The sequence below is a fragment of the Rhodoplanes roseus genome, assembly GCF_003258865.1.
GTDB classification, from domain to species: domain Bacteria; phylum Pseudomonadota; class Alphaproteobacteria; order Rhizobiales; family Xanthobacteraceae; genus Rhodoplanes; species Rhodoplanes roseus.
This window is the reverse complement of sequence record NZ_NPEX01000105.1, coordinates 1-19,357: the sequence shown is the minus strand read 5'-3', so window position 1 is coordinate 19,357 and position 19,357 is coordinate 1. Positions and strand designations below refer to the sequence as shown.

Genomic DNA, 19,357 nt, shown 5'->3' with positions numbered 1-19,357 from the left:
CATTCCGGGCTCGCGGGCTCCGCCCGCCCCCCGGACTGAGCATCACTTCGAAGCGTAGGGCGAGATGCCGCGTTTCAGGAACGTGCCGTCGCCTGGCGACCCGAGAATCTTGCCGTCCTCGCAGGCCAGCTTGCCCTTCACGATCGTCATCACGGGCCAGCCGGTGACGGCCAGGCCCTCGTAGGGCGTGTAGTCGCAGGCGCCGTGCATCAGCTCCTGGCGGATCGTCTCCTTGCGGTTCGGATCCCAGATCACGATGTCGGCGTCGAAGCCCGGCGCGATCGAGCCCTTCTTCGGATAGAGCCCGTACATCTTGGCGTGGTTGGTCGAGGTGAGCGCGACGAACTCGTTCATGCCGATTCGCCCCTGGGCCACGCCCAGCCCCCACAGCACCGCCATGCGGGTCTCGACTCCCGGAATGCCGTTCGGCACCCATTTGAACGAGGTCCGGGCCTTCGGGCTGCGCTTGCCGTCGACGCCGTCCATGAAGGGGCAATGGTCGGACGAGAACGTCTGGAACACGCCGGCCGAAATCCCCTGCCAGATCGCCTCCTGGCTCGCATGGTCGCGCGGTGGCGGCGAGCAGACATACTTGCCGCCGCTGTCGTCCATGTTGAGGCCCTTCATGTCGTCGGCCGTCAGTGCGATGTATTGCGGGCAGGTCTCGCCGTAGACCTTCAGGCCGCGCCCCTGCGCCCAGCGGATCTGCTCCATCGCCTCTCGCCCCGAGACGTGGACGATCATGATCGGCACGTCGAGCAGCTGCGCATGGCTGATGGCGCGGTGCGCCGCCTCGCGCTCGACGATCTCGGGTCGCGACACGCCGTGATAATAGGGCGCCGTCTTGCCGGCCTGCTCGAGCCGCTCGGTCATGAACTTTATCGCGTCGTAGCCTTCCGCGTGCACCATCACCAGGGCGCGGCAGCCGCGGGCGCACTCGAACACCTCCAACAGCTCACGGTCGTTCAGGACCATGTCGTCGTAGGTCATGAACACCTTGAACGAGGTGTAGCCGTCCTCGACCAGCGCCGGCAGCTCCTGGCCGAGCACGCTGGGCGACGGGTTGGTGATGATCAGGTGGAAGCCGTAATCGCAATACGACTTGCCGTCGGCCTCCTTGTGATAGTCGTTGACCACGGCGCGCAGGCCGGCGCCGCGCGGCTGCATGGCGAAGGGCAGGACCGTGGTGGTTCCGCCGGCGATCGCGGCGCGCGTGCCGGTCTCGAAGCCGTCCGACATCTTCGGGCCGCCGAAGGTCGGCTGGGCGAGATGCACGTGGCTGTCGATGCCGCCCGGCATGACGAGCAGGCCCGTCGCGTCGATGCTCTTGGCGGCGCCCTCGATGCGGTCGGCGACCGCGACGATGCGGCCGTTCCGGATGCCGACATCGGCCCGGACCGTGTCGCTCGCGGTCACGACCGTGCCGCCGCGGATGGAAAGATCGTAGTCGGGCATGGGAGTCTCCGGATGCGGGTGGACCGCGGCCGGCGCTCGCGAGGGGCGGCCGCAGGGACCGGCCGCGAGCCTTACCCCGATCCTGGATACGGCGCAACGTCGGCCGCCGAGGGCGGCCCGCGGGTCTGCTGCCCGCCGGCCGGGCGGCGAATGCACAATCTTGACCCTACCGGCCCGCGGGCCGATCTCGTATGATTCGAGGCTTCCCGGAGGAGTCATGTCGCGAGACAGCATCCAGTTCATCCGCCAGGGGCGGGTTCGTCGCGTGCGCGATTTTGCGCCCCGCACCACCCTGCTCGACTGGTTGCGTTTGGAAGAACGCTCGACCGGTACCAAGGAGGCCTGTGCCGAAGGCGATTGCGGCGCCTGCACGGTGGTGCTGGCGCGCCGTCGCGGCGGCCGCGTCACCTACGAGCCGGTCAACTCCTGCATCGCCTTCCTGGGCCAGATCGACGGCGCCGAGCTGATCACGATCGAGGATCTGTCGCGCGACGGCGTCCTGCACCCGGTCCAGGCGGCGCTCGCGAGCGGCCACGGCTCGCAATGCGGCTTCTGCACGCCCGGCATCGTGATGAGCCTGTTCGCCCACTACCATCGCGTGTCCGAGGTGATGAACCCGGTCGCGGTCTCGCGGGAAAAGATCGCCGACGTGCTGGCCGGCAATCTGTGCCGCTGCACCGGCTACCGCCCGATCGTCGATGCCGCAGTCGCGAGCCTCGCCGCGCCGGTGGCCGATGGGTTCTCGCAGACCGACCCGGAGCGCCTCGCCCGCCTGCGTGACCTGGAGGACGGCGAGGACGTGTTCGTCGGCGACGAGACATCGTTCTTCGCGGCGCCCGCCGACGAGGAGTCGCTGGCGGCGCTGTTGGAGAAACATCCCGACGCGACGATCGTGGCCGGCGCCACCGATGTCGGCCTGTGGGTGACCAAGAAGCTCGCGGCGCTGCCCAAGATCGTCCATGTCGGCCGCGTCGCCGGACTCGACGCCGTCGCGGACACGGCGGAGACGCTGACGCTCGGCGCCGCGCTGCCGCTCGGCCGGGCCACGCCGCTGCTGGGACGGCTCGATCCCGATGTGGACGAGCTGATGCGGCGCTTCGGCTCGACCCAGGTGCGCACCTCCGGCACGGTCGGCGGCAACATCGCCAACGGCTCGCCGATCGGCGATCTCGCGCCCGTGCTGATTTCGCTCGGCGCCACCGTGGAGCTGCGCAAGGGCGACCGGGTCAGAACGCTGCCGCTGGAGCGCTTCTTCCTCGCCTACGGCAAGCAGGATCGCGAGCCGGGCGAGTTCGTCCGCCGTCTCGTCGTGCCGAAGCCGTCCGCCGAGACGCGGCTGCGGGTCTTCAAGATCACCAAGCGCATGGACGAGGATATTTCCGCCGTGATGGGCGCCTTCGCTGTCACGCTGCGCCATGATCGCATCGCCTCCGCTCGTGTCGCCTTCGGCGGCATGGCGGGGGTGCCGAAGCGTGCCGTCGCGGTCGAGGCTGCGCTCACCGGCGCGCGCCTCGCCGACCCGGCGACGTGGCGCGCCGCCGCCCAAAAGATCGGCGAGGATTTTTCGCCGCTCACCGACCAGCGCGGCACCGCGGCCTACCGGCTGCAGGTCGCCAAGACCATCGTCGTCAAGGCGCTGGCCGAGCTCGCCGGCGTGCCGGGGACGGCGACGCGCGTGCGTCCGCGCGCCAGCGCCGGCGAGCGCCCGAACGACAGGGAGGCCGCCCATGTCGCTTCGTGAGAAGCCCGAGGTGATGCTACGCCACGTGCGAAAGCCGCTGCTGCACGACAGCGCGGTCAAGCAGGTGCAAGGCGCCGCGCCCTATATCGACGACCTGCCGGAGCCGGCCGGCACGCTGCATGTCGCGGTCGGCGGCGCGCCGAAGGCGCACGGGACGATCGCGACCCTCGACCTCGATCGTGTGCGACAGGCGCCCGGCGTCGTCGCCGTGATCACGGCGGCCGACATCCCCGGCAAGAATTGCGTCTCGGCCCATATGGAGGACGAGCCGATCCTGGCGGCCGATATGGTGGAGTTCCACGGCCAGCCGCTGTTCGCCGTGGCGGCGACGAGCCGCGATGCGGCGCGACGCGCCGTGCGGCTCGCAAGGATCGAGATCGCGGCCGCGCCGCCGGCCGTCACGGTCGACGACGGCCTCGAGACGGGCGCGCGCGTGCTGCCCGACTACGCCTTCCTGGGCGGCGATCCGAACGCCGCCATCGCGGACGCGCCGTTGCGGGCCTCCGGAACGCTGCGCATGGGCGGCCAGGAGCACTTCTACCTCGAAGGTCAGATCGCGCTGGCGATCCCGGGCGAGGACGGCGCCATGCTGGTGCATTCCTCGACCCAGCATCCGACCGAGGTGCAGCACATCGTGGCGCGCGCCCTCGGCGTGCCCGACGCCTTCGTCACCTGCGAGATCCGCCGCATGGGCGGCGGTTTCGGCGGCAAGGAAACGCAGGCTTGCCAGTGGGCCGCCATCGCGGCGGTCGCGGCGCGCGTCACCGGGCGACCGTGCAAGCTGCGGCTCGATCGCGACGACGATTTCATGATGACCGGCAAGCGCCACGATTTTCGCGCCGACTGGTCCGTCGGCTTCGACCAGGAGGGCGTCATCGCCGGGCTCGACGTGCTGTTGGCGGCGCGCTGCGGCATGTCGGCGGATTGCTCGGCCGGCGTCGTCGACCGCGCCATGTTCCACGCCGACAACACCTATCATCTGCCGGCCTTCCGCATCGACACGCGGCGGGTGAAGACCAACACGGTCTCCAACACGGCGTTTCGCGGATTCGGCGGCCCGCAGGGGATTCTCGCGGCGGAGCGCGTCATCGACGCCATCGCCTGGCGGCTCGGCCGCGATCCGCTCGACATCCGCAAGGCCAACTTCTACGGGCCCGGACGCGACCGCACGCCCTACGGCCAGGTGATCGAGGATCACGACGTCGGCCGCGCGCTGATCGAGCAGCTCGAGCGCATGTCCGACTATCGGGCGCGCCGCGCCGAGATCGCGGTGTTCAACGCGTCGTCGCCGATTCTGAAGCGCGGCCTCGCGCTGACGCCGCTGAAGTTCGGCATCTCGTTCACGCTCGCCTCGATGAACCAGGCCGGCGCGCTGGTGCATGTCTATCAGGACGGCTCGGTGCATCTCAATCACGGCGGCACCGAGATGGGGCAGGGCCTGTTCCAGAAGGTGGCGCAGGTGGCGGCGGAAGAGTTCGGCATCGGGCTCGACCGCGTCCGCATCACGCCGACCTCGACCGAGAAGGTGCCGAACACCTCGCCGACCGCGGCCTCCTCGGGCAGCGATCTCAACGGCATGGCCGTACAGGCGGCGTGCCGCACCATCAAGACCCGGATGATCGCCTTCGCGGCGGAGCACTGGTCGGTGCCGGAGGACCAGGTCGTCTTCGAGAACGACCACGTGCTGATCGGCAACCAGCGCATCGGTTTCGGCGAGCTCGCGAGAGCCGCGCATTGCGGCCGCGTCTCGCTGTCGTCGACCGGCTTCTACAGCACGCCCAAGCTGCACTGGGACCGCGAGCGCGGCACCGGACATCCCTTCTTCTATTACGCCTGGGGCGCCGCCTGCAGCGAGGTGCTGATCGACGCGAGCACGGGGGAGAACAAGGTTCTGCGGGTCGACATCCTCCACGACGTCGGCCGCTCGCTCAATCCGGCGATCGACATCGGCCAGATCGAGGGCGGCTTCGTGCAGGGCATGGGCTGGCTCACCACCGAGGAGCTCGTCTACGACGCCGAGGGCCGGCTGCTGACCCATGCGCCGTCGACCTACAAGATCCCGGTCGCCTCCGACGTGCCGGCGGATTTCCGCGTCGCGCTGTACGACGGGGCGAACCGCGAGGAGACGATCTACCGCTCCAAGGCGGTCGGCGAGCCGCCGTTCAATCTCGCCGTCTCGGTGTTCTGCGCGCTCGCGGACGCGGTCGAGGCGGCGTGCCCGGGCGCGGGCCAGAAGCTCGACGCGCCGGCGACGCCGGAGGCGATCGTCACGGCGATCGGCGACTTCGACGTGGTGGCGGCGCTCGCAGGCGCGCTCGCGCCAAACAGCTGATCACGTCGCGAGGAGAGCATGGCCGTCTGGGCCCGCATCGCGGAGACGATCGCGCAGCACGGCCGGGCCGCGCTGGTGAGCGTCGTGCGGGTCGCCGGCTCGGCGCCGCGGGAGGCCGGCGCGCGCCTGGTGGCGCGCCCGGACGGCGGTTTCTGGGGCACCATCGGGGGCGGCCGGCTCGAATACGAGGTCCTGGCCGCGACGACGAGCGCGCTTGCGGCGGAGGGGGCCCCCCCGGCGGGCGGCGCGCGGGCGGTGTTCAAGACCTGGACGCTCGGTCCCGACCTCGCGCAATGCTGCGGCGGCGTCGTCACCACGCTCACCGAAATCTTCGACCATCGTGATCAGGAGACGATCGCGGCGCTCGCTGCCGCCGAGCGCGGCGGCCCGTTCACCGTTGTCGCCACCCTGGACGGTGCCGGCGGCGTGCGGCGCGAGATCGTCGCGGCGCCGGCCGCGGTCGCGAACCGGACCGGCCGCCCAGAGGCAGGGGAGCCGTTCCTGGAAGAGTACGGCGACGAGCTCACCCCCGTGCTGCTGTTCGGCGCCGGCCATGTCGGCCGCGCCCTGGTGCTGGCGCTGGCGCCGCTGCCCTTTTCCGTGCGCTGGATCGACAGCCGCCCCGACGCCTTCCCGGCGCATGTGCCGGCCAATGCCGTCACGGTGCACAGCGCGGCGCCCGACCTGGAGGTCGATGCGGCGCCGGCCGGTGCGCTCGCCTTGGTGATGACCCACGCCCACGCCATCGACTACGCCGTCGCGTCGCGGGCCCTCGCGTGCGAAAAGTTCGATCTGGTCGGGATGATCGGATCGGCGACGAAGCGGGCCCGCTTTGCCTCGCAGGCGCGCGGGCTCGGCCTGTCCGACGAGACGATCGCCCGCCTGGTCTGCCCCATCGGCCTGCCCGAGATCGCCGGCAAGACCCCGGCCGTCATCGCCGCCTCGGTCGCGGCCCAGCTCCTGGTCGCCCGCGAGCGGCTGGGCGCCGTGCCACGACGCGAAAAGTCCCGGACGATCTGATCCGAGGTTCGCGCCGATCGGCACGGCCCTTTTCCCTCTCCCGCGAGGGCAGAGGGAAGAAAGCGCCGTGCCTCTATTCCCGCCTCAGGCGGCCGCGCCCGCGGCCTTCTTGTCGCGCCAGGCCTTCAGGCGGAAGGCCCAGGCGATGTAGACGACGCCGGAGACGATGGCGTAGGCGGCGATCAGCCAGACGATGGCCAGCGCGCCGGCGACGGGCTGGAACAGCAGGACGGCGCCGAACAGCACCGAGACGAGGCCGGAGAGGATCAGCAGCCATTCGTGCTCGATCTCCTTGCGGAGCTGGATCGCGGCGACGATCTGCATGACGCCGAGAACGATCGACCAGGCGGCGATGAAGATCAGCAGCACGACCGCGACGGTGCCGGGCGCCACGAAGGCGATGGCACCGACCGCGAGGCCGAGCACGCCCGAGAGCACCAGCCACCAGCGCGCCGAGGTCGGACCCTTGCCGGCGATCGCCGCGCCGATGGCGAGCACGCCGTCGGCGAACGCGAACGCCCCGTAGAACACGACGAGGGTGAGGATGGTCAGGCCCGGCCAGGCGAAGGCCAGGACGCCGAACAGGATCGCGACGATGCCGCGCAGCAGCACCAGCCACCAGCGGCCGGCGAGAATATGCAGGGTGGGAGGGCCCATCATCGGGGAGGACCCGGGGGTGGTGTCGGGCATGGCTTGCATGGCGGTTCTCCTGGCTGGTCCACCTTCAACGCACCAAGGCGGCAACAGTTCCATGTTACCGTCTTGGAGATCCAGTGTCCGATGCCACAGGTTAATGCTTCGCCCTCGGCACCCGGCTGGCCGCCCTGATCACTTCGGCAGTCGCCGCATCTCGGCCGGCGGCAGGAAGTCCGGCCGATAGGTCACCGCGGCCGACATCGGCTCGAGCGAGAAGGCCTTGGCGACCATGGCGATGGTCTCGGTCATGCGGGCCGGATCGACGGCGCCGAGCCCGTCGCGCTTGGTCCGCTCGGTGACGATGCCCCAGTCGATCACGTCCTGCAGACGCTTGCGCTCCACCGTCTCCTCGGCGAGCGGGTTGCGCTTCTTGAGCGCGTCGATGGCCTTGCCGGGGTCGGCGATCGAGTCGCGCCACGCCTGCGCCACTGCGACCAGCACCTTCTTCACGGTCTCGGGATTCTTCTCGGCGAACTCCGGCGTGGTCAGCACGGCGTGGCCGTAGAGCGGCACGCCGAAGTCGCCGTAGCGCATGATGGTGAGGTCCTTCTCGGAGATGCCGAGATGGGCGAGGCCGGCCAGATCCGTGACCAGCGCCGTGGTGGCGTCGGCCTGCCCCTGCACCAGCAGGGTCTCGCGGAGCTGCGGCGTCACGTCGAGCCACTTGATGGTCGACATGTCGAGCCCGGTGGCGGTGGCGAGCAGCGGGAACATCACCCGGGTCGAGGAGCCGGGCGGCGCCGCGATCCGCTTGCCGGCGAGATCGGCCGGCGTCTTGATGCCGCTCTTGGCGAGCGACAGCACCGTCATCGGCGCGATGTCGTAGATCTGGAAGACGCTGATCACCTTGGCGGCGTGCTGCTTGCCGTTGAACTGGATCATCGCGCCGATGTCCGCGAACGCCATGTCGTAAGCGCCGCTCGCCACCTTGGTGATGGCGTCGGCCGAGCCGTAGCCGCGCTCGACCACCACGTCGACGCCGGCGCGGGAGAAGTAGCCACCTTCGACAGCCAGGATGAAGGGCGACTGCTGGCCCTGCAGGGCGAAGTCCAATGTAAGCCGAACCTTTTGGGCGAAGGCCGAGGAGCCGAAGCCCAGTAGTGTCGCGATCGTCAGGATCGCGATCGTCGGCGCCGTGCGCAACCATGCCGTCATGGGGGTCTCCTTCTGCTCCGTCGGTCGGGTTCAGGCCAGTCAGTCAATCCAGATCAGTCCATGCCTTCGAGATCCATGCGGCGGGTCGCCCAGCCGGTCATGCGCCGCTCGATCGCCGCGAAGATCGCGTACATGCCGATGCCCATCGCGGCCGTCACCAGCAGGCCCGCGAACACCAGCGGAATGCGGAAGTCGGCCGAGGCCTGCACCATCATGGTGCCGATGCCTTTTTCCGACGCGATCGACTCGGAGATCACCGAGCCGACGAAGGCGAGCGTGACGGCGACCTTCAGCGAGGCGAAGAAGTAGGGCATGGCGCGCGGCAGCCCGACCTTCAGGATGAAGTCGCGCTTCTTGGCGCCGAGCGAGCGCAGCACGTCCTCGAGCTCCGGCTCGACGGTGGCGAGCCCGGTCGCGACGTTCACGGCGATCGGGAAGAAGCTCATCAGGAAGGCGGTGATCACGGCGGGCAGGAAGCCGATGCCGAACCACACCACCAGCACCGGCACGATCGCCACCTTCGGCACCGAGTTGAAGCCGACCAGCATCGGATAGAAGCTGCGATAGGCGAGCCGCGACGAGCCGACCGCGACGCCGAGCAGCACGCCGACCCCGATCGACACGCCGAAGCCGATCAGGGTCGTGATCAGCGTCTCGCGGGCGTGGAACCAGATCGGCCCCGCCGAGGTCACCAGCACGCGGGCGACCTGGCTCGGCTTGGGCAGGATGAACTCCGGCACGGCGAACACCGTGCAGGCGATCTCCCACACGACGAACAGCAGCACGACGGCGATCCACGGCATCGCGCGCTCGATGATCTCGGTGCGCATCACGCCGCTCCCTCGTCGTCCCCGACGGCGACCGCGTCGGCCTCCCGCTCGGTGTGGATGTCGTCGCGGATGCGCTGCACCAGGTCGGCGAAGGCCGGCTCGAACGTCGATTTCAGCGTTCGCGGCCGCCGGAACGGCACCGTGTAGCTGGCGATGATGCGGCCCGGGCGCGCCGACATCACGTGCACGGTGTCGGCCAGATACACGGCCTCGCGCAGATCGTGCGTCACCAGCACGGTGGTGAAGGCGCGCCTCGCCCGGATCGCCTGCAGCACGTCCCACAGCTCCTCGCGCGTAAAAGCGTCGAGGGCGCCGAACGGCTCGTCCAGCATCAGCAGCGAGGGGCCGTGGATCAGCGCGCGGCACAGCGAGGCGCGCTGCTGCATGCCGCCGGAGAGCTGCCACGGGTACTTGTCGGCGAAGCCGCCGAGCCCGACCGTCTTGAGCAGCGCGCGGGCCTGCTCCGCATAGGCGGCGCGCTCGCGTCGGAAGCGGCGCCGATGCGGCTCGACGATCTCCAGCGGCAGCATCACGTTGGCGAGCGTGCGCCGCCACGGCAGCAGGGTCGGATTCTGGAACGCCATGCCAACGAAGCTCAGCGGCCCGGTGACGGTCTGCCCGTTCACGGCGATCGTGCCGGCGTTCGGCATCACCAGGCCGGTCATCAGCTTCATCAGCGTGGACTTGCCGCAGCCCGACGGGCCGACCACGGCGACGAACTCGTCCTTGCGCACGGCGAGATCGAGATTCTCGACCGCGACCGTGACGTTGCGCCGCCCGAAGGCGAGCCGCACGCCGCGCATGTCGACCAGTGTCTCGGACGCCTGCATTCAGATGCCGTTCGCTGAGAATGATTGTGGGCCGCGCAGCTCCATTCCCTCGCTCCTCATGGTGAGGAGCGCTCTGTCGGGAGCGCGTCTCGAACCATGTGGCCGCCCGCGGGGCCGCCCACGCCCTTCGAGACGCCGCCTTCGGCGGCTCCTCAGGACGAGGGCGGGGAGAAGCCGGATCGGAGCGGCCGTGTTCGCCGTCATGCGCCCTCCTTGGCGAGCTGCCGGATCAGGTCGAGCGCCAGCGTGCGCTCCTCGCGGCTGCCCGTCACCTCGATGATCGGCTCGTCGAGGCCGATCGCGAGGTATTCGGCGAGCCGGTCGCGGCACTCCGCCGGCGTGCCGGCGACCGCGAAGGCCTGGGCGGCGGCGTCGGGCAGCAGCCGCGTCGCCGCGTCGAGATCGTGCCGCGAGAGGTGATCGATGATCGCCTGGTGGTCGATGTCGAGGCCGGAGGAGGCGATGTTGTCGGCGTGGCCGCGGCTGCGGAACAGGAAGGCGAGCTTGCGCAGCATCGCGGCGCGGGCGCTCGCGCCGTCCTCCGACACCGCGACATTGATGAAGGCCGCCTTGCGGACCGCCGCCGGATCGCGGCCCGCCTTGCGGGCGCCGGCCTCGGCGTGGTCGATGCAGCGGCGGCAGGAGGCGAGGGTGAGCCCGGCCGAGAGCAGCACGCCGTCGCCGATCTCGCCGGCGAGCCCCAGCATCTGCGGTCCGGTCGAGGCGACGTAGAGCGGATAGCTGTCTTGCTCCGCGAACCGCATCGCGGCGCCGCGCAGCGTGTGCACGACGCCCTCGTGTCGCACCGTCTCGCCGGCCTGCAGCGCGCGAAGCGTCTCGACATAGTCACGGATCACCCGCACGGGACGCACCGGCTCGACGCCGGACTGATCCAGATTGAGCAGATTGCCGATCGACACCGCGAGTGCGACGCGGCCGCCCGCGGCCTCGGACAGCGTCGCCATGCTCATCGCCACCGGAAGTGGCGGCCACAGATAGGGCGTGATGGCGGTCGGCACCAGCGTCACGCGCCGGGTCGCGCCGGCGGCGAGCGCGGCCCACACCAGCGCGTCGCGATAGCCCATGTGCTGGGCGAACCACAGGCTGGCGGCGCCGGCCTCCTCGGCCGCGGCCGCGACCTCGAGCATTTCCGCGGTCGACGAGAAACCGTCGAAGAACACGCCGAGCGTCATGAGGTCTCCGGATCGGAAGCGAGCAGCGCGACGCTGCCACGGCGGGGCGAAAGGCGGACGATGGCGGGCAGCCGAGCGGCTACGCCCAGAGGGACGAGAACTGCGTCGCCACCACGGTCTCGTAGGGAACCTCCTCGACCGAGAGCAGGCCGACCGCATGGGCGTAGCGGCTCATGCAAGAGACGAACCGCTCGGAGATCACGGGCGAGTAATACGGGATGTCGCGTGCCACGATGCCGGCGATCAGCTCGGCCTCGGCGGCCGGGAACAGCGTGCGTCCCGCCGTCGCGGCCAAGGCCGGATCGGCGGCCAGCGCCTTCTGGGTCCGCACCACCGCGCGGACCACCGCGGCGGCGGCGTCGGGATCGCGGGCGATCAGCGCATCCGTCGTCGCCACGGCCGGCATCGTGTAGTCGAAGCATTCGGGTGGGCCGTCGCCGCGGCGGACGTCGAGCACGATCGAGCCGACGCCGCGCGTCACCGCGATCTCGGCACCCATGCCGTTGGCGAAGAAGCCGTCGATGTCGCGGCGCGCCAGCGCCTCGGCGGCGGCGACGCCGAAGTTCACGGCGCGGCCCGGCGTGTGCGGCGGCGACACGATCTCGATGCCGGCCGCGCGGCGATCGATGCCGGCGGCCGCGAGGATGCGGTCGAGCGCCACGGCGACGAACGGCACGGCCGCGATGGTGCGCCCGGCCAGCGCCGAGAGATCGCCGCGGGCGATGCCGAGATCGCTGCGCATCACCAGGAACCAGTAGAGGCGCTGCGACTGCGCGCACAGCAGCCGCGCACCGCGCCAGTCCGGGAACGCCGTCAGCGGCGCGTGGGCGGAAGCGCCGATGAAGTCCACGTCGCCGTCCCGCAGCGCCGCCGCGCAGGCCTCCACGGGCGAGATGTGCACAACGTTTATATGCAAACCGCACGCTTCATAGGCACCGAGCGCCGCGGCGGCCGCGCACGGGAAATACGAGTTGGAGACGAGGTCGGGGACGGCGAGGCGCATCGGATCTCGCGGGGGACGAGGGCGGGGGCGCGATCGTAAGGCCCACGCTGGGCGGTGCGCCAGCCCGAATTCTGCGCGACGTGCCGCGATGCGGAACAGCGGTCGTCCGATGCCGCGGGACTCAGCCGGCGGCGGCAATGCCGGGTTGCCGCGCGGCGAGCCAGGCGGTGGCCGCGTCGGCCGGCCCGGGCCGGCCGATCAGGTAGCCCTGGCCGATGTCGCAGCCGAGCGCCGCCAGGCGGGCGTACTGGGTCTCGGTCTCGACGCCTTCGCCGACCACCACCATGTCGAGGCTGTGGGCGAGATTGACGATGGCGCGGACGATCGCGGCGTTGTCGGCGCCGGTCTCGAGATCGTTGACGAAGGAGCGGTCGATCTTGATCACGTCGACCGGGAATCGTTTCAGGTGGGCGAGCGACGAGTAGCCGGTGCCGAAATCGTCCAGCGCGATGCGGACGCCGGCGGCGTGCAGCCGGCCGAGCGCCGCCTCGATGCGCGGATCCTCGGCGATCACGACCCGCTCGGTCACCTCGAGGACGAGCCGCTGCGGTGCGATCCGGGCAGTGTCGAGCGCGGCGAGCACGTCGTCGGCGAAGCCGTCCGCCCTAATCTGCGGGCCCGACATGTTGACGCCGATGCAGCCGGGATCGAGGCCGTCGTCGAGCCAGGCGCGGGCCTGGCGGATCGTCGTCTCCAGGGTGAAGCGTGTCAGCCAGCTCCGCAGCCCCGCCGCGTCCATGGCGTCGAGGAACTCGCCCGGCCCGAGCAGCCCGCGGCGCGGATGCAGCCAGCGGATCAGCACCTCGAAGCCCGAATGCAGGCGATCCGGCAGCGCGACGAGCGGCTGGTAGGCGAGGCGGAACTGGTGCCCCGCCATTCCGAGCCGCACGTCGTTGAGCAGCTTCAGCCGCGCGACCGCGCCGTTCATCATGTGCGGGTCGAAGAACGAGATGGAGCGCCGACCGGCGCTCTTCGAGCGGTAGAGCGCGACGTCGGCATTCTTCAGGAGTTGGGCGGCGTCGTGACCGTCGCGGGGAAACCGCGTCACGCCGATGCTGGCGCTCGGATGGATCATCTCGCCCTGATGCCGGACCGGCTGGCTCAGCGTGTCGAGCAGGCGGCGGGCGCATGCGGTGATCGCGGCCTCGTCGTCGATGTCGCTCAGGATCACGGCGAACTCGTCGCCGCCGAGCCGTGCCACCAGGTCGTTCTCGCGGGCGCTGCGACGCAGCCGCTCGGCGATTCTCTGCAGCAGCGCATCGCCGGCGTCGTGCCCGATCGCGTCGTTGACGTCCTTGAAGTGATCGATGTCGAGAAACAGCAGCGCCCCGGAGCGCGTCTTTCCGCTGGAGGTGCGGCACAGGACACGCGCGAGCTGCTCGTTGAAGGAGCGCCGGTTCAGGAGGCCGGTGAGCGTGTCGCGATAGGCGAGATCGCGGATCTGCGCCTCCTTGGCCTTCTGCTCGCTGACGTCCTGGACCAGCGCCATCCAGTGCTGCACGGCGGCGTCGATCGTGAAGGAGCTCACCGAGACCGGCACCGCGGCGCCGTCCTTGCGCACGCAATCGCAGTGGAACGGCTTGATGCGCTCGGCCGGTACGCCCGGCCGTGCGCCGGTCTCCGCCGCCGCCTGGTCCGGCGGGATGAAACGCCACCAGGTCAGCGTCCCGGCCTCGATGTCGGCCCGCGTGTATCCGGTGATGCGGAGGAACTCGTCGTTGGCCTCGACCACGCGATCGCCGTGGCACGTGATCACGCCGATCACGCCGGAGGCCTGGAGGGCGCGGAGCTTGGCGCTCATCTCACGCGTCGCGGTCTCGGATTCGACCATCGCCGTGACGTCGCGCCCGGTGCCGCGATAACCCAGGAACTCGCCGTAGGGGCCGAACACCGGCTTGCCGCTGGTCTCCAGATGGCTGATGCCGCCGTCCCGCCGCCGCAGCGCGTAGCGCAGGCCGCGGAACGGGCGGCGCGCCGCGAGGTCGGCCGCATGGGCCTGCCAGACCGGATCGTCCGGATCGGCGCCGGCAATCTCGCGCCGCGTGCGCCCGATGAAGGTGCTGTTGTCGATACCGGCCGGCAGGTCGAACGACACATAGGTGAAGCGATGCTCCGGATCGCTCTCCCACAGCCAGTCGGTCGCCGTCTCCAGGAGGTCGTGCAGGCGGCGCTGGACCCAGGCCCGCTCGGTCTCCAGGGTCGACCGCGCGCCGAGCTCGCGGGCCAGCCGTCGGTTGGCCGCGCGCAGATCGAGCTCGGTCGCCACGATGGCGGCGAGGTCGCACAGGATCTCGATCTGGACGTCGTCGAGGCGGCGCGGCACGTGATCGATGGCACACAGCACGCCGACATTGAAGCCGGCCATGGTCCGGATCGGCGCGCCCGCATAGAACCGCACACCGTCGGCGCCCTGCACCAGCGGATTGTCGTGGAAGCGCGCGTCCGTCAGGGCGTCCTCGACGATCAGAGGCGCGTCGCCCAGGATCGTGTGGGCGCAGAAGGCGACGTCGCGCGAGGTCTGCGCCACGTCCATGCCGATCCGTGACTTGAACCACTGTCGGTCGTGATCGACCAGGCTGATCACGGCCACCGGCACCCCGGTCAGCAGCGCCACCATGCGGGTGATGCGGTCGAAGCACTGCTCCGGCGCGGTGTCGAGCACCGCACAGCGCTTCAGGGCTGCGAGGCGCTCGGCTTCGTTGGGGGGCACCGCGGCGGGTGACATCGACTCGGGACTCTCGACCAGGATCGCCCACGTACCGGCTAGCCTGAGCTGATCACCCTAGGTCGCACGGGTTAAAGACGGCTGAGTGTGCAGCCCGCAACTCTACATACGAGAGGTGGTGGTTAAGGACTCGTTGCGGCGTCCCGTCAGCATGCGGTCAGGACGACGGGCGCAGGCTCGTCGCCGATCGTGCACACGCCGATCGCGTCATACGGAGGCTGATCATGAGAGTGCTGGGACTGGGGCGACTGGCGGTCCTCACGATCGCGGCGACCGCCACGGTCGCGGTCGCGTCGGAGGATCCGCGGATCCGGATCGATCTGCCGCCCGACGTGCGGGAGACCTTCCTGGAGCACATGCGGACCCACATGACCTCGCTGGACGAGGTTCTTCAGCTCGTCGGCTCCGGTCGCCTCCGCGAGGCCGGAGCGCTCGCCCGCAAGGAGATGGCGATCGGGCAGGGCCTCGGGATCGGTCGCCACATGCCGCCGGAATTCCGCGAGATGGGCTTCGCCTTCCATCGGGCGGCCGACGATTTCGCCAAGGTCACGGCGACGGTCGCCGATCCGCCCGACGCGGCGGCCTGGAAGGCGCTGGTCGCCGGGCTCGCCGCCATTACGACGCAATGCGCCGGCTGTCACGGCGCCTTTCGGGTGAGGTGATGCGCCGTCGGGGTGGCGCGGGGCGGAGCCGCCGTCGTCCCGCGCATCGGCGTGCCGTCACTTGGTCATGCATTCGGTCATGAAGGACCGCCGGGCCTGGGCGCGCAGCCCTTTGGAATCTGCGTCCTTCCAGCAGGCCGCGTGCTTCTCCGGGCTCTGGATACGCCAGCACGGGCCGCCCTGGCCGCTCACGCAGGGGCCGCCGGCCTGCCGCCAGCCCGGCCCGCGGCCGTATCCGGGGCTGCCGCCCGAGCCGCCCTGAGTCCAGCCCCGACCCTGCCCGGGGCCCTGGCCCCAGCCCCAACCCTGCGCATCGGCCGCCAGCGTGCCGGCGGCGATCAACGCGACGGCGACGACGAGTGTGCGAGCCTTTATCATGTCGACCTCCTTGCTCGGTCGGAGACGATGCTCCCCGATCGACGGCAAGAGTCGCACAGGGGGCCTGATGCGGGTCTGACGCGCCCCGTCAGGCGTCTGTCAGGGCGCCGGGCCGAGAATGACTCCATGACGATTGCCCGCCGATCCCTCCTCCTCGCCGGCCTTGCGGTCCTCACCGGCACGTCTCCGCCGATCTCTCCGGCTCTCGCCCAGCGCGGCGAGGGACCGCCGTGGGGCGGCGGACCGCCGCCCTGGGCGGGCGGCGGTCGCGGCGAAGGCCGTCGCCGGCGGCGCCACCGAGGTGATCACGACTGCGCCCTGAAAGCCCTGGCCGAGGGCCGCGCCAAGCCGCTGTCCGAGATCCTGCCCATCGTCGAGAAGGAGCTCGGCGGCCAGGCCATCGACGTGGAGCTCGAGCACTGCCAGGGGCGTATCGTCTACGAGGTGAAGGTGCTGCGGCCGGACGGCCGGCTGGTCGAGGCGGAGGTCGACGCGATGACGGGCAAGCGCATCGAGGACGGCGACTGATGCGCATCCTGGTGGTCGAGGACGAGCCCCGCATCGCCCGCGACATCGCGGCGGCGCTCACGGCCGCCGGCGGCATCGTCGACGTGGTGGGGGACGGCGAGGAGGCCTGGTTCAGGGGCGACACCGAGGACTACGCGCTCGTCGTGCTCGATCTCGGCCTGCCCGGCCTCGACGGCCTCGCCGTGCTCAAGCGCTGGCGCAACAACGGCCGGCAGATGCCGGTCCTGATCCTGACGGCGCGGGGCACCTGGGCGGAGCGGGTCGAGGGGATCGACGCGGGCGCCGACGACTATCTGCCCAAGCCGTTCCGGATGGAGGAGCTGGTGGCCCGCATGCGCGCGCTGATCCGCCGCTCCGCCGGCATCGGCAGCGCCGTGATCGAGGCCGGGCCGCTCACCGTCGATCCGCGCGACATGCGGGTGCTCGCGCGCGGCGTCCCCGTCTCTCTCTCGCCGCTGGAGTACAGGCTGGTCGCCTATCTGGCGCTCCACAAGGATCGCGTGGTGCCGCCGCACGAGCTGATCGACCAGCTCTACGGCACCGACGACGCGCGCGACGCCAACGCGCTGGAAGCCCTCGTCATGCGGTTGCGCCGCAAGCTCGGCGCCGACGTCGTCGAGACGCGGCGCGGCTTCGGCTACCGGATCGCGGAGCCGAGATCGTGATCGCGGGCTCGCTGCGGCTGCGACTCCTGGCCGCCGGCGCCGTCTCGATCGTGATCGCCCTCGGGGTCGCCGCCTTCGGCCTTTCGGTGCTGTTCGAGCGCCATGTCGAGCGACGCATGGCCGACGACCTCGCCGTGGTCCTCGACCGCCTGGTCGCCGGTCTGGACCGCGATGCCGACGGCAAGCTGACGGTCGCCGACCCGCCCGACGATCCCAGATTCGAGCGCCCGCTGTCCGGCCTCTACTGGCAGGTGACCAGGGAGCCGGGCGGCCTCGTCGACCGCTCCCGGTCGCTGTGGGACGAAGGGCTCGCGCTGCCGGAGGACGAACCCGCGGAGGGGACGCTGCATCGGCACCGCATCGACGGCCCGGGCGGTGCTTCGCTGCTCGCGCTGGAGCGCCGCGTCGTGCTGCCGCCCCGGCTCGGCGGTGGCGTCGTGCGACCGGTCGTGGCCCGCGATCGCGCCGACCTCACCGCCGCGACGGCCGACTTCACCCGCGACCTTCTTCCCTTCGTCGGTCTCGTCGCGCTGCTCCTGGTGATCGCCTCCGCCGTCCAGGTGCGGATCGGCCTGGCGCCGCTCGCCACCGTGCGGGCCCGGCTCGCGGCGATCCGCTCCGGCCAAGCCGAGCGTCTCGGCACGGCCTTCCCGGACGAGGTGCAGCCGCTCGCCGCCGAGGTCGATGCGCTGCTGGCGTCGCGCGACCGCCAGGTCGAGACCGCGCGGGCCCGTGCCGCCGATCTGGCGCACGGCCTCAAGACGCCGCTGCAGGTGCTGTCGGGCGACATCGACCGGCTCAAGCAGAAGGGCGAGACGGCGATTGCGGCCGATCTCGATGCGGTCGGCGAGACCATGCGGCGCCATGTCGAGCGCGAGCTGGCGCGGGTCCGGCGCACCGCCGTCGCGGCCGATGCCGTCGCCGTCGTGGCCGAGGTCGCGGCCCGGGTCGTCGAGGTGGTCCGCCGCACGCCGGCCGGCGACGCGCTCGACTGGGACATCGCCGTCGACCCCGCCCTCGCGGCCCGCATCGCGCCGGACGACCTCGCCGAAATCCTCGGCAATCTGCTGGAGAACGCCGCCCGTCACGCGCGCGAGCGCGTCGCCGTCACGGCGCAGGCCGACAGCGGCGAGGTGGTGGTGCGGGTGGTCGACGACGGACCGGGCATCCCGGCCGCGCTGGTGCCGCAGGCACTGCGCCGCGGCGGCCGGATCGATGCCGGGCCGGGCACCGGCCTCGGCCTCGCCATCGTCCGCGACATCGCCGAGGCGTGGAACGGCGGCCTGCGGCTCGGCCCCACCGAGCCGGGCCGCATGACGGCGGCCGTGCATCTGCCGCAGGTGCTGCGGGGTCCGCGCTGACAGCAGGCTGACGGCGCCGGTCAGACCGCCGTCAGCCGCGGAATGGGAAAAGGCGGCATCGTTCTTCAATCGATCGGATGCCGACCCATGACCATCGACAGATTTCGCTACGACACCATCGCCCAGGCCGTTCACTGGCTCACCGCCATCGCCGTGATCGGCGTCTTCGCCAGCGGCCAGATCATGGACGACATGGCGCGCGGACCCGCCAAGACGCAGCTCATCGGCCTGCACATGTCGTTCGGCGTGACCGTGCTGGTGCTGACCGTGATCCGGCTCGCCCGGCGGATCGTCGTGCCGCAGCCCGAGCCGATTCCGGGCTCGCCGCTGGTCCAGATGGCCGCCCGCGCCATGCATCTGGCGCTCTATGTCGCGCTCGTCGTGGTGCCGGTCGCCGGCGTCCTGATGGTGTGGGCGAAGGGCCGCGGCGTCGACGTGTTCGGCCTGTTCACGCTGCCGCCGCTGATCGGACCCGACCGGGGGTTCGCCTCGAATCTCTCCGAGATCCACGAGTTCGGCGCCAACCTGATCGTGATCCTGGCCGGCCTGCATGCCGCGGCCGCCATCGTGCACCACGCCGTCCTCAAGGACGGGGCGATCGCCCGGATGCTGCCGTTCGGCGAGCCGCGGCACGGCTGAGCTCGAAGCCGCACCGGGAGACGATCATGACCAGAGTCTCGTTCCGCCGGCCCGCCGGGCCGATGCTCCTCCTGCTCGCCGTCGCGGCCGGCGCGGCGCCCGGCCTCGCCGAGCCCGGGCCGGCCCAGCGGGCCGTGCTGGCCG

The 19,357-nt window shown here is 71.0% G+C and carries 17 protein-coding genes; 8 read left to right on the top strand and 9 right to left on the bottom strand.

What is annotated here, in order from left to right; translation table 11 throughout:
• Positions 1-42 precede the first annotated feature (42 nt).
• Positions 43-1,455 carry a dihydropyrimidinase gene (hydA, locus tag CH341_RS16080; protein WP_111420022.1) on the bottom strand — a complete coding sequence of 471 codons (1,413 nt, stop codon included), beginning with the start codon at positions 1,453-1,455 and terminating at the stop codon, positions 43-45.
• Positions 1,456-1,672: 217 nt separating this feature from the next.
• Here hydA and xdhA point away from each other — a divergent pair, with 217 nt between their 5' ends.
• The 3 genes from xdhA to xdhC are packed head-to-tail and all read left to right on the top strand — an operon-like array spanning position 1,673 to position 6,548.
• The gene (gene xdhA, locus CH341_RS16075) at positions 1,673-3,196 is read left to right on the top strand and encodes a xanthine dehydrogenase small subunit (protein WP_111420021.1); all 1,524 of its coding nucleotides are present in this window, start codon (positions 1,673-1,675) and stop codon (positions 3,194-3,196) included.
• A complete protein-coding gene (gene xdhB, locus CH341_RS16070) occupies positions 3,183-5,528 on the top strand; it encodes a xanthine dehydrogenase molybdopterin binding subunit (RefSeq protein WP_111420020.1) in 2,346 nt (781 codons plus the stop codon). The genes xdhA and xdhB overlap by 14 nt, the downstream gene beginning before the upstream one ends.
• 18 nt (positions 5,529-5,546) lie before the next feature.
• Positions 5,547-6,548, top strand: a complete 1,002-nt coding sequence (gene xdhC / locus CH341_RS16065; RefSeq protein ID WP_111420019.1) for a xanthine dehydrogenase accessory protein XdhC — start codon at positions 5,547-5,549, stop codon at positions 6,546-6,548.
• A gap of 84 nt (positions 6,549-6,632) precedes the next feature.
• Here the strand turns inward: xdhC and CH341_RS16060 are convergent, their stop codons facing one another.
• From CH341_RS16060 to CH341_RS16030, 7 genes are all read right to left on the bottom strand, one after another.
• Positions 6,633-7,247: an HdeD family acid-resistance protein gene (locus tag CH341_RS16060; protein ID WP_111420018.1), complete on the bottom strand. Its 615-nt coding sequence runs from the start codon at positions 7,245-7,247 to the stop codon at positions 6,633-6,635.
• 129 nt (positions 7,248-7,376) lie between these two features.
• On the bottom strand, positions 7,377-8,399 hold the full coding sequence (locus CH341_RS16055; protein WP_111420017.1) for an ABC transporter substrate-binding protein: 1,023 nt from the start codon (positions 8,397-8,399) through the stop codon (positions 7,377-7,379).
• Positions 8,400-8,452: 53 nt separating this feature from the next.
• Complete coding sequence (locus tag CH341_RS16050) at positions 8,453-9,229, bottom strand: ABC transporter permease (protein WP_111420016.1); 777 nt, start codon at positions 9,227-9,229, stop codon at positions 8,453-8,455.
• On the bottom strand, positions 9,229-10,059 hold the full coding sequence (locus tag CH341_RS16045) for an ABC transporter ATP-binding protein (protein ID WP_210208368.1): 831 nt from the start codon (positions 10,057-10,059) through the stop codon (positions 9,229-9,231). Before CH341_RS16045 ends, CH341_RS16050 begins: the two co-directional genes overlap by 1 nt.
• A gap of 200 nt (positions 10,060-10,259) precedes the next feature.
• Positions 10,260-11,252, bottom strand: coding sequence for an LLM class flavin-dependent oxidoreductase (locus tag CH341_RS16040; RefSeq protein ID WP_170149651.1), 993 nt, complete (start codon positions 11,250-11,252; stop codon positions 10,260-10,262).
• Between the two features lie 79 nt (positions 11,253-11,331).
• On the bottom strand, positions 11,332-12,255 hold the full coding sequence (locus CH341_RS16035) for an ABC transporter substrate-binding protein (protein WP_111420014.1): 924 nt from the start codon (positions 12,253-12,255) through the stop codon (positions 11,332-11,334).
• Between the two features lie 121 nt (positions 12,256-12,376).
• Complete coding sequence (locus tag CH341_RS16030; RefSeq protein WP_111420013.1) at positions 12,377-14,980, bottom strand: sensor domain-containing phosphodiesterase; 2,604 nt, start codon at positions 14,978-14,980, stop codon at positions 12,377-12,379.
• 224 nt (positions 14,981-15,204) lie between these two features.
• Between CH341_RS16030 and CH341_RS16025 the strand changes: the two genes are divergently transcribed.
• Positions 15,205-15,642, top strand: a complete 438-nt coding sequence (locus CH341_RS16025; protein ID WP_111420012.1) for a hypothetical protein — start codon at positions 15,205-15,207, stop codon at positions 15,640-15,642.
• A gap of 57 nt (positions 15,643-15,699) precedes the next feature.
• Here the strand turns inward: CH341_RS16025 and CH341_RS16020 are convergent, their stop codons facing one another.
• Positions 15,700-16,020, bottom strand: coding sequence for a PsiF family protein (locus CH341_RS16020; protein WP_111420011.1), 321 nt, complete (start codon positions 16,018-16,020; stop codon positions 15,700-15,702).
• Between the two features lie 126 nt (positions 16,021-16,146).
• On the opposite strand from CH341_RS16020, the gene CH341_RS16015 reads away from it, so the two are divergent.
• The 4 genes from CH341_RS16015 (at position 16,147) to CH341_RS16000 (ending at position 19,213) form a co-directional block, all read left to right on the top strand.
• The gene (locus CH341_RS16015) at positions 16,147-16,548 is read left to right on the top strand and encodes a PepSY domain-containing protein (protein ID WP_170149650.1); all 402 of its coding nucleotides are present in this window, start codon (positions 16,147-16,149) and stop codon (positions 16,546-16,548) included.
• Positions 16,548-17,213: a response regulator transcription factor gene (locus CH341_RS16010; protein ID WP_111420009.1), complete on the top strand. Its 666-nt coding sequence runs from the start codon at positions 16,548-16,550 to the stop codon at positions 17,211-17,213. Before CH341_RS16015 ends, CH341_RS16010 begins: the two co-directional genes overlap by 1 nt.
• Positions 17,210-18,574 carry a sensor histidine kinase gene (locus CH341_RS16005; RefSeq protein WP_111420008.1) on the top strand — a complete coding sequence of 455 codons (1,365 nt, stop codon included), beginning with the start codon at positions 17,210-17,212 and terminating at the stop codon, positions 18,572-18,574. The genes CH341_RS16010 and CH341_RS16005 overlap by 4 nt, the downstream gene beginning before the upstream one ends.
• Positions 18,575-18,661: 87 nt before the next feature.
• Positions 18,662-19,213, top strand: coding sequence for a cytochrome b (locus tag CH341_RS16000; protein WP_210208360.1), 552 nt, complete (start codon positions 18,662-18,664; stop codon positions 19,211-19,213).
• The last annotated feature ends 144 nt before the right edge of the window (positions 19,214-19,357 follow it).